Annotated in this window: 11 protein-coding genes and 2 pseudogenes; 5 read left to right on the plus strand and 8 right to left on the minus strand. The window is 56.0% G+C overall.

Annotation, left to right across the window (positions count from 1 at the left end; translation table 11 throughout):
* A complete protein-coding gene (gene flhA, locus BKX96_RS12625; protein WP_046819334.1) occupies nt 1-2,130 on the minus strand; it encodes a flagellar biosynthesis protein FlhA in 2,130 nt (709 codons plus the stop codon).
* A gap of 339 nt (nt 2,131-2,469) precedes the next feature.
* On the opposite strand from flhA, the gene BKX96_RS12630 reads away from it, so the two are divergent.
* From BKX96_RS12630 to BKX96_RS32275, 3 genes and pseudogenes are all read left to right on the plus strand, one after another.
* Nucleotides 2,470-3,567 (plus strand): RHS repeat-associated core domain-containing protein, encoded by a 1,098-nt coding sequence (locus BKX96_RS12630; RefSeq protein WP_046819333.1) that lies wholly within the window; start codon nt 2,470-2,472, stop codon nt 3,565-3,567.
* A gap of 262 nt (nt 3,568-3,829) precedes the next feature.
* Nucleotides 3,830-4,534 carry a transposase gene (locus BKX96_RS12635; RefSeq protein ID WP_077184068.1) on the plus strand — a complete coding sequence of 235 codons (705 nt, stop codon included), beginning with the start codon at nt 3,830-3,832 and terminating at the stop codon, nt 4,532-4,534.
* A 277-nt stretch (nt 4,535-4,811) separates the two neighbouring features.
* Nucleotides 4,812-5,346 (plus strand): annotated as a pseudogene (locus tag BKX96_RS32275) (RHS repeat-associated core domain-containing protein); the annotation flags it as partial.
* A 561-nt stretch (nt 5,347-5,907) separates the two neighbouring features.
* Here BKX96_RS32275 and BKX96_RS12645 read toward each other — a convergent pair.
* Nucleotides 5,908-7,032, minus strand: a complete 1,125-nt coding sequence (locus BKX96_RS12645; protein WP_256721539.1) for a phosphatidylinositol-specific phospholipase C — start codon at nt 7,030-7,032, stop codon at nt 5,908-5,910.
* A 183-nt stretch (nt 7,033-7,215) separates the two neighbouring features.
* Between BKX96_RS12645 and BKX96_RS12650 the strand changes: the two are divergent.
* Nucleotides 7,216-7,924: pseudogene (locus tag BKX96_RS12650) on the plus strand (transposase).
* 795 nt (nt 7,925-8,719) lie between these two features.
* Nucleotides 8,720-9,706 carry an RHS repeat-associated core domain-containing protein gene (locus BKX96_RS31875; protein ID WP_082240490.1) on the plus strand — a complete coding sequence of 329 codons (987 nt, stop codon included), beginning with the start codon at nt 8,720-8,722 and terminating at the stop codon, nt 9,704-9,706.
* Nucleotides 9,707-9,757: 51 nt separating this feature from the next.
* Here BKX96_RS31875 and flhB read toward each other — a convergent pair whose 3' ends face one another.
* Genes flhB through fliN form a run of 6 tightly spaced genes read right to left on the minus strand, consistent with a single transcriptional unit; the run spans nt 9,758 to nt 13,619 of the window.
* Nucleotides 9,758-10,897: a flagellar biosynthesis protein FlhB gene (gene flhB, locus BKX96_RS12660; protein WP_077184069.1), complete on the minus strand. Its 1,140-nt coding sequence runs from the start codon at nt 10,895-10,897 to the stop codon at nt 9,758-9,760.
* A 3-nt stretch (nt 10,898-10,900) separates the two neighbouring features.
* On the minus strand, nt 10,901-11,686 hold the full coding sequence (fliR, locus tag BKX96_RS12665) for a flagellar biosynthetic protein FliR (RefSeq protein WP_046816912.1): 786 nt from the start codon (nt 11,684-11,686) through the stop codon (nt 10,901-10,903).
* Nucleotides 11,687-11,689: 3 nt separating this feature from the next.
* On the minus strand, nt 11,690-11,959 hold the full coding sequence (gene fliQ / locus BKX96_RS12670; protein ID WP_046816911.1) for a flagellar biosynthesis protein FliQ: 270 nt from the start codon (nt 11,957-11,959) through the stop codon (nt 11,690-11,692).
* Nucleotides 11,956-12,714 (minus strand): flagellar type III secretion system pore protein FliP, encoded by a 759-nt coding sequence (fliP, locus tag BKX96_RS12675; RefSeq protein WP_077184070.1) that lies wholly within the window; start codon nt 12,712-12,714, stop codon nt 11,956-11,958. Before fliP ends, fliQ begins: the two co-directional genes overlap by 4 nt.
* On the minus strand, nt 12,714-13,160 hold the full coding sequence (gene fliO, locus BKX96_RS12680; protein WP_077184071.1) for a flagellar biosynthetic protein FliO: 447 nt from the start codon (nt 13,158-13,160) through the stop codon (nt 12,714-12,716). Before fliO ends, fliP begins: the two co-directional genes overlap by 1 nt.
* Nucleotides 13,161-13,619 (minus strand): flagellar motor switch protein FliN, encoded by a 459-nt coding sequence (fliN, locus tag BKX96_RS12685; RefSeq protein WP_046816915.1) that lies wholly within the window; start codon nt 13,617-13,619, stop codon nt 13,161-13,163.
* Between the last annotated feature and the right edge of the window lie 4 nt (nt 13,620-13,623).

Genomic DNA, 13,623 nt, shown 5'->3' on the forward strand with positions numbered 1-13,623 from the left:
TCAGCCGTTGGGCCCTACTGTCGCAACGATGGTCACTTGCTTGTTGTCAGGAATTTCCTGATAAGCCAACACATGCAAACCCGGGACTGCGAGCCGGCCAAATCGCGAGAGCATCGCGCGAACCGGACCGGCCACCAGCAGAATCACCGGCTGACCTTGCATCTCCTGCCGCTGCGCCGCATCGATCAACGAGCGCTGCAGCTTTTCAGCCATGCTTGGCTCCAGCAGAACGCCCTCTTCAGAGCCTTGTCCTGCCTTCTGCAGACTATTGAGCAATATCTGTTCCAACCTTGGTTCCAGCGTGATCACTGGTAGCTCGGAGTCAGTGCCTACAATGCTTTGCACGATTGCGCGGGATACGCCAACACGCACCGCGGCCACCAGCGCGGCGGTATCTTGACTCTTGTTGGCGTTGTTCGCGATGGCTTCGGCAATGCTGCGGATGTCGCGTACTGGCACCTGTTCGGCCAACAGCGCTTGCAGGACCTTGAGCAATTGCGACAGCGACAACACGCCCGGCACCAGCTCTTCGGCCAGTTTCGGCGAGTTTTTCGCCAGCAATTGCATGAGTTGCTGGACTTCCTCGTGACCGATCAGTTCGCTGGAGTGCTTGTACAGGATCTGGTTCAAGTGGGTGGCCACGACGGTGCTGGCATCGACCACGGTGTAGCCAAGCGATTGCGCCTGGGCGCGCTGGCTGATTTCGATCCATACCGCCTCCAGGCCGAAAGCCGGATCTTTGGCGGTAATGCCGTTGAGCGTGCCGTAGACCTGCCCCGGATTGATCGCCAGCTCGCGATCCGGGTAAATCTCCGCCTCGGCCAGGATTACCCCCATCAGGGTCAGGCGATAGGCGCTCGGCGCCAGGTCGAGGTTGTCGCGAATGTGCACCGTGGGCATGAGGAAGCCCAGGTCCTGGGACAGCTTCTTGCGCACGCCCTTGATCCGCGCCAGCAATTGCCCACCCTGGTTGCGGTCAACCAGTGGAATCAGGCGATAGCCCACTTCCAGGCCGATCATGTCGATCGGCGTCACGTCATCCCAGCCCAGCTCCTTGGTTTCCTGGGCGCGGGCCGGCGACGGCAGCAGTTCCTGCTGACGCTTGACCTCTTGCAGGGCCTGCACCTTGGCGGTGTTCTGCTTTTTCCAGAACAGGTACGCGCCACCCGCGGCCAGGGCGGCCATGGACAGGAAGGAAAAATGCGGCATGCCCGGCACCAGCCCCATCACCGCCATCAGGCCGGCCGACACCGCCAACGCCTTGGGCGATGCGAACATCTGCCGGTTGATCTGCTTACCCATGTCTTCGGAGCCCGAAGCACGGGTGACCATGATCGCCGCCGCTGTGGATAACAACAGTGATGGCAATTGCGCCACCAAACCGTCACCGATGGTCAACAGGGCGTACACCTTGCCGGCGTCGGCAAAGGACATGTTGTGCTGGAAGATACCGACCGCCATGCCGCCGATCAGGTTGATGAACAGGATCAGCAGGCCGGCGATAGCGTCACCGCGCACGAACTTGCTGGCACCGTCCATGGAACCGTAGAACTCGGCCTCCTGGGCCACTTCCGAACGCCGCGCCTTGGCCTGGTTCTGGTCGATCAGGCCAGCGTTGAGGTCGGCGTCGATCGCCATCTGCTTGCCGGGCATCGCATCGAGGGTGAAACGCGCGCTCACCTCGGAAATACGCCCGGCACCCTTGGTTACCACGACGAAGTTGATGATCATCAAAATCGCGAACACCACGATACCGACCACGTAGTTACCGCCGATCACCACCTCGCCAAAGGCCTGGATCACCTTGCCGGCGGCGGCATGACCGTCCTGGCCGTGGAGCATCACCACCCGCGTCGAGGCCACGTTGAGCGCCAGGCGCAACAACGTCGCCACCAGCAAAATGGTCGGAAACACAGCAAAATCCAGCGGCCGCAAGGCGTAGACGCAGACCAGCAGAACGACGATCGACAGGGCGATGTTGAACGTGAAAAACACGTCGAGCAGGAACGGCGGCATCGGCAACATCATCATCGCCAGCATGACCAGCAGCAACAGCGGCACGCCCAGATTGCCTCGGCTGAGGTCTGCCATGTTCGTGCGAGCACTGTTGATTAACTGAGAGCGATCCACCGGTATTCCCCGTTCCTTTGAAGCAAAACTTTTGACGCCAGAAGCGGGCGCGGGGTGGGTACTGCAAGAAGCTTTCCAACTTTAGGCGGGGTTTGAAATAGCGGGATTTACCAATCAAGCATGACGCGCATCCTGTAGGAGCGCGGCTTGCCCGCGAAGAGGCCCGTACTGCCTGCGCGGATGTCTGCCATCACGCCGCAAATCCAAGGATACACGCCCGGCGAAGCAGCCCGTCGAACGTGGCACCCGCCAGCGCACCTATCAGTTCTGCTAGTACCCGCCTCTGGCGAATCCGCTGATACTCAGCGCAAGTCCTTCGACCTTTCGAGGCGTTCACACATGACCAACCCACGCGATATCCTGCTCTGCCACTATCGCTACGATGCCCTCGACCGCCTGACGAGCAACGAACGGCCAAACGAGCCCGAGCACCAGCGCTTTTACTGCAAAAGCCGACTGGCCACCGAGATCCAGGGCGCGAACCGGTATTCGGTGTTCCAGCATGAGGACCAACTGCTGGCGCAACAGCAGAGCGTAAGCGAGTCACCCGACACCACGCTCCTGGCCACCGATCAGCAGCGTTCGGTGTTGCACGCCCTCAAGGGCAATCACTCACGACAATCCATCGCTTATTCGCCCTACGGCTACCGCCCCGCTGAAAACGGGTTACTCAGCCTGCTTGGGTTCAACGGGGAACGGCAGGATCCGGTGACCGGGTGCTATTTGTTAGGGAATGGATATCGGGCGTTCAATCCAGTATTGATGCGGTTTAACAGCCCAGACAGTTGGAGTCCGTTTGGGGAGGGAGGGTTGAACCCGTACGCATATTGCATGGGAAAACCCGTTAACTCCTCCGACCCTTCGGGACACAGTCCCTTGTTAACAACAATATTGAAATCTTTATTTAAATTTGATGGCAACTATGCCAGCAGATCATACTCAAGCCGCTTCGACCTACGCCCTTACCCTGTAAAGAACAGACGGCTATCAGCGCCTGATCTCACAATACCGTCACTAACAGAGCCTGACTTTTTGGGCTATCACGGCACATCAAAATCCGATGTAAAAAAACTACTCAGAGAAGGCGCACAACCGCACTACTCGAAAATTGAAGAGCGACCTGGCTTCTACCTCACTCCGGACAAGGGCATAGCTAAGGAATACGCTAATTCGGCGCAATTTCAAAGCACTGGAGATGACACGTGGAACCTGGGAAAAGCGAATATTGTAGAGGTCCACATCCAGAACCTGCAGGGAAAGACTCCAGGCAGAGACTACGAATTTAATTACTACTCATTCGACCATCAAAATCCGAACCATATGACAATGGAGTTCATAGCCAAACCCCACATATCGAGAGCCGTCGTTATCAGACAACTGGGCTCTACAGCCTCACAAAAAAAAGCCCGTCCAAGAGCTTTCGAAGCCCCATTTTAAACCACAAATAGTGCAGCTTCTATTTTAGCTTCAAGTAAGAAGATCGCTTTAGGAATAAGTTGGAAGGCCGTTAAGGGAACTTATGGGAAAGCCGTGACAAAATCAAGTGTCGTCCAATCTGAACGAAAAAGGGGACGAACGAAAAAGGGGACAGATTTATTTTCTCAGCTATGAAATCGACAAATTTATTAACAACAAACAAGAACGGTGTATTTCGCTCCCGCTAAGCTATCCGTATCACTGCAAGGACGTAGGAAACAGCATGCCCAGAGTAGGACGCGTTGTACTGCCCAACTACCCCCACCATGTCGTACAGCGAGGCCACAATCGGCAGGTTGTTTTCGCTGACGCAGCTGATTTTGAGTATTACCTCTCGGACCTTCGCGAGCTGAAGCAGGCTTTTGGTGTACGCATTTATGCCTATTGCCTGATGACCAATCATGTTCACCTTTTGCTTGCACCTGGTGACACTGCATCAAGCCTGGGACAATTGATGAAAGCCCTCGCAGCTCGCATGACTCGCTATCGAAATAAGCTGGAAGGACGTTCCGGCACGCTATGGGAGAGCCGTTACAAATCCAGCGTTGTTCAATCTGACACCTACCTTCTGGCGTGCAGCCGATACATTGAGCTGAATCCCGTGAGGGCCAATCTCGTTTCCCGAGCAGAATGTTATCCTTGGTCCAGCTACCACCTTCGCGTGGTAGAACCGGCAGCAAATAACTGGCTGGATATCGACCCCTGCTTTAAAGCGCTTGGCGAAACTGAGCTTGCTCGCCGTAATCGCTATACAGAATTTGTTGAGCAGGTCGCCCCGAGTGGTGAGCTGGAGCTAATAAGAGAAGCCCTTCAACGAGGGCAATTGACAGGGTCCTCCCGCTTTGTGAAAGAAATAGAAAACATCACAGGGCTTCGAATAATAGGTCGAGGGCAAGGTAGGCCTGCAAAAAAGCAGGACGAAAATTAACGAGACCTTGAAAGTCCGCTTTTTATTTCGCAAATAAATCTGTCCCCTTTTCTCCCGATTTGTGTCGAGCGCTGATTTCGCGATTACCCCCAATCACTGTAGGAGCGAGGCTTGCCCGCGAAGAGGCCGGCACTGCCACCAAGTATCTCGAAAATCACACAACCGATCCGCAAATCGAAGACGCAACCCCAGCACACCTATCAGTTCTGCTTGTACCCAACTTCTGCAAAGGCGCCAATACTGAACTCCCGCACTTCGGCTGTTGGGATAACCACCCATGACATCATCACCGCGCCAAACCGTGCTCTGCCATTACCACTACGACCCCCTCGATCGCCTGATCAGCCATGCCCTGGCAGATACCCCCGGGCGCCGGCGCTTCTACTGCAAAAGCAGGCTGGTTACCGAGGTACAGGGTGCGACGCGCTACTCGATCGTCCAGCAGGGTGAACAGTTGTTGGCGCAACAACGAAGCGACGGTGATGCGCCTGATGCCACGCTGTTGGCCACCGATCAACAGCGTTCGGTACTGCAGGCAGTCAAGGCCAATCATCCACCGCAACCCATCGCTTATTCGCCCTATGGCCACCGCTCTGTTGAAAGCGGGTTACTCAGCCTGCTCGGTTTTAACGGCGAACGGCCGGAACCGGTGACGGGGGGGTTATTTACTGGGGAATGGGTATCGGGCGTTTAATCCGGTGTTGATGAGATTTAATAGTCCGGACAGTTTGAGCCCCTTCGGAAAGGGAGGATTGAACGCTTATACGTATTGCGTTGGAGACCCGATCAACTCAAGCGACCCGACCGGACACTCGATACTGATAGCCTTGGCAGCGGAATACGCTCAGCAACAATCCAAAATCATAACCACTTTCGGTACACGCTTCATGTCAAAAATTGGCGTTACTCCCGCGCGAGCAACAAGCGCCTACAAGCGCATTTTGGCCATAGAAAGTGAAGTACCCAAGCTTTCAGAACAAGCGAGACGTAACGTGCTCGACAAAGATAAAATCGCCTTGGGCGTTTCAAATAAAATACCACACAACTCCATCGACTTGGAGCCGACAAAATTCGAAGGGGCTCGCCCCGCAAGCCCAAGCTTTTTTTCCTGGGTTGCGGAAAATGCTTCCCGATACCCTATAACCCCAAACTCTCCTCAAGAGAGATATATGAACTTGCTCAACAGCCTGTCTCGCGACCGAGACATGGACATTCCCACTCAGCTTCGTCTCTTTCCAACTACCGAACACTTCTATGCCAGAATTGTATCCTCGTATACACAAAGAATGGATTCGGTAACACACGAGAAGATCCCTAAACTACTAAAAGAAAAAGAAAGAATTCGCAACCAGTACTTTCAATTCTAAATACAACTATTTTCCTAAATCATGCCCGCGCCGATAGTTATTACGAACAACACTGTCAATCAGCGAATCACCCGGAAAATCCGCTATCACAACACCTACCGTTCTCACCTGCGTAGACTGATCATTCAACGCCTTCAAATCGTCCCGCGTCAGTGTGTTGGTGCCTTCAAAAGAAATAAAACACATTCCCCCAGCACACCCCGTCCTTGGAAACCCTGGATAGAGGTCGCTATGCCCAAAATCAATCAGCCCTGTCCACAACCTTGCCGCGTCCGTTCCCGGGGACACATGGCCACTGGCAACAAAATAAGGAAACGAACGATGACTGGCCGAAAGGTAGTTCACATAAAACGTATCCCGGCTGCCCGCTGCGGCATTGTGCAACTGCTGTTTGATTTTGATGTACTTGTCATGCAGGCCCCAGTTCGACTCCATGGAGTAGTCGTCCTGAATATTGAACACACTCTCATCCTTGTAACTGAGCCCGAATTTATTAAGCCTGGCATCGGCCGATAGCACCACAAACTTGCCGCGCGCCTCGCCCAGCGTAAGCTTCGGGTTCTGGGTTTTCAGATAGATACCCGAATACAGCTGCATGTATTGGTCGAAGACATACTCCAGGCTCTGGCTGACGTTCGAGTCTGCCTCATGCTCATCACTCACCCGAACCAATACCGTTTCGCTGGGATTATCTCGCAGGAACCGCTTGATCGCCTCCAGCGCCGAACCCAACATCCTGTCCAGGAACACGGCACCGTGGTGCAGCGCCAAAGCATCGCCTGTACGACGAATCCTCAGATCCAATACCCGTATTCCGTACTCCAACTGCTTGTCGAAACCGAGGGTTTGAGTTTCGACGACATCCTTGTAAACCGGATACCAGGTGACCTGGAAAGTCGCCGAATCATGAGTACCCGGCAACGCCATTTCACTGAGCTGGACATCGTCGCGGATGGTTTTCATCCACTGCGATCTATCGGTGAACGGATCATCCGGGTCATGGGAGTACGCGCCGTCAAGATGGCCGTAAGCTGGCCACGCCACGCAATAGAGTAGTCCCAGAAACAATCCTGTAGCCATTCCAAGCTTCATAGTCATGCCCTCCTTGGCTGCTAATGAACGCTTTTTCATGCTAACTGGATTGACTTGGAGAGTGCCCTATATAGATATTTTCTGCGGCGAACCTGCATGCAAAAAAGGGGACAGATATATTTTCTCAGCTATGAAATCGACAAATTTATTAACAACAAACAAGAACGGTGTATTTCGCTCCCGCTAAGCTATCCGTATCACTGCAAGGACGTAGGAAACAGCATGCCCAGAGTAGGACGCGTTGTACTGCCCAACTACCCCCACCATGTCGTACAGCGAGGCCACAATCGGCAGGTTGTTTGTTTTCGCTGACGCAGCTGATTTTGAGTATTACCTCTCGGACCTGCGCGAACTGAAGCAGGCTTTTGGTGTACGCATTTATGCCTATTGCCTGATGACCAATCATGTTCACCTTTTGCTTGCACCTGGTGACGCTGCATCAAGCCTGGGACAATTGATGAAAKCCCTCGCAGCTCGCATGACTCGCTATCGAAATAAGCTGGAAGGACGTTCCGGCACGCTATGGGAGAGCCGTTACAAATCCAGCGYTGTTCAATCTGACACCTACCTTCTGGCGTGCAGCCGATACATTGAGCTGAATCCCRTGAGGGCCAATCTCGTTTCCCGAGCAGAATGTTATCCTTGGTCCAGCTACCACCTTCGCGTGGTAGAACCGGCAGCAAATAACTGGCTGGATATCGACCCCTGCTTTAAAGCGCTTGGCGAAACTGAGCTTGCTCGCCGTAATCGCTATACAGAATTTGTTGAGCAGGTCGCCCCGAGTGGTGAGCTGGAGCTAATAAGAGAAGCCCTTCAACGAGGGCAATTGACAGRGTCCTCCCGCTTTGTGAAAGAAATAGAAAACATCACAGGGCTTCGAATAATAGGTCGAGGGCAAGGTAGGCCTGCAAAAAAGCAGGACGAAAATTAACGAGACCTTGAAAGTCCGCTTTTTATTTCGCAAATAAATCTGTCCCCTTTTCTCCAAAAGACACCGGAGACATATGGGTTTCTGGCACTGAACCACGTCTCGAATAACTTATAAATCCGCCAGTTAACGGGAAAAGGAAAGGGAATAAATTTATTTGTCCGTTTTTTGATAACGGTTGAAACAGAGGTTTCGCGATCCTTTCGGTTTTAACATCTATTAAGAGGGAGATTCAAGCCATATGGGGGTGAGCCTGCTCGCGACGGCGGTGTGTCAGCCACCGTCCCAATTGACAGGTATGGCCTCTTCGCGAGCAGGCTCGCTCCCACAGCTTCTGTGTATTGAGCAGCTGACGGGAATAATCAGGAATCGCGACGCAAATCCGGCGGGATCGGCAGGTCATCCTTGAGCGGATCCGGGCGCTTGCCCTTGCCGGCGCTGCGAAAAGGAGACAGCTTTATTTTGGCATGCTTTTCCATTCGTCCCCTTTCCCCACATCAGCAGAACGATGATCGACAGCGCATTAAATAAATCCGCATTAAATAAATCTGTCCCCTTTTCCCGTTCTTTGTCCTTTCTTTCCGCTTTCTTTAAATCTGTCCCCTTTTCCTCGGAACCTTGTGTGTGGGCTTGCCCGCGATGAGGCCGGTACTGCCAGCGAATCTCTCAGAAAGCGCGCTGCTGCTCAGCAAATCCAACGCACAAACCCAGCACACCTATCAGTTCTGCTAGTACCCAACCCTTGCCAAACCGCCAATACTGAGCTTCCGCACTTCGGACCTTCGGAGCTCCCCCTCCATGACATCGTCGCGTGAAACCTTGCTCTGCCAATACCACTACGACCCCCTTGATCGACTGATCGGTCATGCACTGCCAGATGTCCCTGAGCGCCAGCGCTTTTACTGCAAAAGCAGGTTGGCCACCGAGATACAGGGGGCGATGCGCTATTCGATCGTCCAGCATGGTGATCAGCTGTTGGCGCAACAGCGGAGTGAGAGTGGTGCACCCGATTCCACGCTGTTGGCCACCGATCAGCAGCGTTCGGTGTTGCAGGTGCTCAATGCCGATCATCCACGGCAGCCCATCGCCTATTCGCTTTATGGTCACCGCCCTGTTGAAAGCGGGTTACTCAGCCTGCTTGGCTTTAACGGCGAACGGCCGGACCCGGTGACCGGGGGTTATTTGCTGGGGAATGGGTATCGGACGTTTAATCCAGTGTTGATGCGGTTTAACAGTCCCGATAGCTTGAGTCCGTTTGGAGAGGGCGGGTTGAATTTCTACACATACTGCTTGGGCGACCCAATAAATCGAACAGATGAAACAGGGCACTTTTCAACTATCATAATCAAGAGTCTTTTGACTTGGGCAAGCCGGGCAAAAGATCGTATCAGCACTTCATTCGCACGGTCTTTTCAAGGTTCAGGAGCAATACCCCTACCTTTTCCACCCAATCCAGCCGCACAATTATCAGCTGGTCAAACTTGGCGCACCAGTACAGCTCTCCTGTCACGTGACATCCTCCCCACTACAACTATGAATCCGCAGTCATTACAGGATATTAGCAAACAAGCTGTGCTTCGCTATACTCGAAAGGAAGTAAAAAACCTCGCATTACCCCCTCCAATAATACGAGAGCTAAGTCAATCAAAAATGAAAATCATAGAAGCAGTTTCTTTATATCCAAACACCGACGTGACCAATGATCTCAACGCCAATATTCAAGATATACGAAACTCACTCCGAACCACTGAACCACACTCAAATTCAGGGCTCCGCCCTTTTTGACAACCAATAGTAAGAAACTCAATGCAATTCAAGACTCAAACAGTTAGTTGATCAAGAATCCCGCCGTAAATCCGGCGGAATCGGCAAATCATCTTTAAGCGGATCCGGCCGTTTGCCCTTGCCCGCCCTATACTGTCGAATTTGGTAAACGTAAGCCAACACCTGAGCAACCGCCAGATAGAGCCCACCCGGAATTTCTTGCTCAAGCTCCGTGGAGTAGTAGATCGACCGCGCCAGCGCCGGGGATTCCAGTAGCAGGATCTCGTTGGCCGCCGCGATTTCGCGAATCTTGAGCGCCAGGAAGTCGCTGCCCTTGGCGATCAGCATTGGCGCGCCGCTCTTGTCCGGGTCGTACTTGAGGGCCACGGCGTAGTGGGTCGGGTTGGTGATGACCACGTCGGCATCGGGCACCGCCGCCATCATGCGGCGCTGGGACATTTCGCGTTGCAGCTGGCGAATCCTTTGTTTGACCTCCGGCCGCCCTTCCTGGTCCTTGTGCTCGTCGCGGATTTCCTGCTTGGTCATCTTCAGCTTCTTGATGCTTTCCCAGATCTGGATCGGCACGTCGACGGCAGCGATGATGATCAGCCCGCAGGCCATCCACAGGGTGCTCCAGCCGACCACTTGCAGGCTGTGGGTGATGGCGCGATCCAGCGGTTCGTGGGCGATGCGCAGCAGGTCGTCGATGTCCGCCGACAACACCGCCAGGGCCACGAACAGGACGATGAAGAATTTGGCCAGGGCCTTGAGCAGTTCTGTCAGGGCCTTGGCCGAAAACATGCGCTTGAGGCCGGCGCCGGGGTTCATGCGACTGAACTTGGGCGCCATGGTGCCGGCGGAAAACAGCCAGCCGCCGAGGGATATCGGGCCGATAATCGCCGCCAGCAGCAAGGTGATCATGACCGGCTGAATCGCCAGCAAGGCGATCTGCCCCGAGTGCAGCAGGTAAGTGCCCATCGCGCGCTGGTCCAGCACCACGTCGCGGGACAGGGAAAAATTCAGGCGCATCAGGTCCATCATGTCCTGGGCCAGGGCGCCACCGAAGATCAGCAGCGCCCCCGCTCCGGCGAGCATGATCGCCAGGGTGTTGAGCTCCTTGGACCGGGCGATCTCACCCTTCTCCCGGGCATCCTTTTTCTTTTTCTCCGTGGGGTCTTCTGTCTTGTCCTGACCGCTTTCGCTCTCAGCCATGAGTCAGCGCGCCTGTGCCAGTTCGCGTAAAAACTGCAGGGCCTCGGAGGCCAGCGGTTGATACTGGTTGAGAATGTCCGCCAGCCCGACCCAGAGGATGAACATGCCGAGCACCAGGGTCAGCGGGAAGCCGATGGAGAAGATGTTCAGTTGCGGCGCGGCCCGGGTCATCACGCCAAACGCGATGTTGACCACCAGCAGCGCGGTGATCGCCGGCAGCACCAGCAGCAGCGCCGCGCCGAGCACCCAGCCGAGCTTGCCGGCCAGTTCCCAGTAATGGTTGACCATCAGGCCGCTGCCGACCGGCAAGGTGGTGAAGCTCTCGGTGAGTACCTCGAACACCACCAGGTGGCCGTTCATGGAGAGGAACAGCAGCGTCACCAGCATGGTGAAGAATTGCCCGATCACCGCCACCGACACACCGTTGGTGGGGTCGACCATCGAGGCGAAGCCCATGCCCATCTGGATCGCGACAATCTGTCCCGCCACCACGAAGGCCTGGAAGAACAGTTGCAGGGAGAAGCCCAGGATCGCGCCGACGAGGATCTGTTCGGCAATCAGCAGTAGCCCACTCAGGTCCAGCGCATTCACCGGCGGCATCGGCGGCAGGCCCGGGGCGATGACCACAGTGATGGCCAAAGCGAAATACAGGCGGATGCGCTTGGGCACCAGGGCGGTGCCGAACACCGGCATCACCATCAGCAAGGCGCCGACGCGAAACAGCGGCAACATGAACGTCGCCACCCAGGTGCTGATCTGGGTATCGGTCAACTGCAGCAGCGACGACATGGTCTAGCCGATGACCTGCGGAATGCTGCCGTACAACTGCAGGATGTATTCCATGAAGGTCTGCACCAGCCAGGGGCCGGCGACGATCAGCGTGACCAGCATCACCAGCAGGCGCGGGAGGAAACTCAAGGTCTGTTCGTTGATCTGGGTGGCGGCCTGGAACATCGCCACCAACAGCCCCACGAGCAGGCTCGGAATCACCAGCACCGCGACCATCAGGGTGGTCAGCCATAACGCTTCGCGAAAGATGTCGACGGCGACTTCTGGCGTCATGGCGAGACACCGCCGAAGCTGCTGGCCAGGGTGCCGATGATCAGGGCCCAGCCATCGACCAGCACGAACAGCATGATCTTGAACGGCAGGGAAATGATCAGCGGCGAGAGCATCATCATGCCCATGGCCATCAGCACGCTGGCCACGACCAGGTCGATGATCAGGAACGGAATGAAGATCATGAAGCCGATCTGGAACGCGGTCTTGAGCTCAGAGGTGACGAACGCCGGCACCAGGATGGTCAGCGGCGCCTGGTCCGGCGTGGCAATGTCGGTGCGCTTGGACAGGCGCATGAACAGCTCCAGGTCACTGGTGCGCGTCTGGGCCAGCATGAAGTCCTTGATCGGCACCTGGGCCTTCGCCACGGCTTCCTGGGCGGTCATTTTTTCCGCGAGGTAGGGCTGCAAGGCATCCTGGTTCACCCGGTCGAACACCGGCGCCATGATGAACAGGGTCAGGAACAGCGCCATGCCGGTGAGGATCTGGTTCGACGGTGTCTGCTGCAAGCCGAGGGCCTGGCGCAGGATCGAGAAGACAATGATGATGCGGGTAAAACTGGTCATCAGCATGACGAACGCCGGAATGAAACTCAGCGCGGTCATGATCAGCAGGATTTGCAGGCTGACCGAGTATTCCTGGGCGCCCTCGGCGTTGGTGCCCAGGGTGATGGCCGGGATCGACAACGGATCGGCGGCCAGCGCCAGCGGCGCGGCCAGCATCATGGCCAGGGTCAAGACGATGCGCAGCGCACCCATTACTTCTTATCCTTCTGATCCTTGCCCATCAGCTCCATCAGGCGCTGGGCGAACTCCGGGGTGGCTTTCTCGGTCGTGCCCGGCACCTGCACCGGCTCTTTGAGCACATGCAGCGCCGTGATGGTGCCCGGGCTCAGGCCGAGCAGGATCTGCTCGTTGCCCACCTGCACCAGCATCAAGCGATCACGGGGCCCCAGCGCGCGGGAGCCGATCAGCTCGATCACCTGCCCCTTGCCGGCCGGCCCGGCCTGTTGCACCCGACGCAACAGCCAGGCGAGGAAGAAAATCAGCCCCAGCACCAGCAGCAGGCCGAACACCAGCTGCGTCAACTGCCCGGCCACGCCGCTGTTGACCACCGGCGCAGCAGCGGCATGGGCCGCAGGCTCGGCGGCCAGCACGCTGCAGGGAAGCGCCAGCGCCGAGAAAAACCCCAAGAGCCTTTTCACTCAGCGCAGCTTCTTGATGCGTTCGCTTGGGCTGATCACGTCAGTCAGGCGGATGCCGAACTTCTCGTTGACCACCACCACTTCGCCATGGGCGATAAGCGTGCCGTTGACCAGCACGTCCAGCGGCTCACCGGCCAGGCGATCGAGCTCGATGACCGAACCCTGGTTGAGCTGCAACAGGTTACGGATGTTGATGTCGGTGCTGCCGACTTCCATGGAGATCGACACCGGGATATCGAGGATCACGTCCAGGTTCGGGCCTTCCAGGCTCACCGGCTCGTTGCTCCGCGGCACGCTGCCGAACTCTTCCATGGGCAGGCGGTTGGACGAAGAGCGGCCAGCATCGGCGGCCAGCAAGGCGTCGATATCGGCCTGCCCGGCGTCGCCGGTTTCTTCCAGGGCCGCAGCCCACTCATCAGCCAGCGCCTGGTCGTCCTGGGTATTCATGTGGTCAGCCATCATT

This window comes from Pseudomonas putida, from assembly GCF_001976065.1.
Classification (GTDB): Bacteria; Pseudomonadota; Gammaproteobacteria; order Pseudomonadales; family Pseudomonadaceae; genus Aquipseudomonas; species Aquipseudomonas serbica.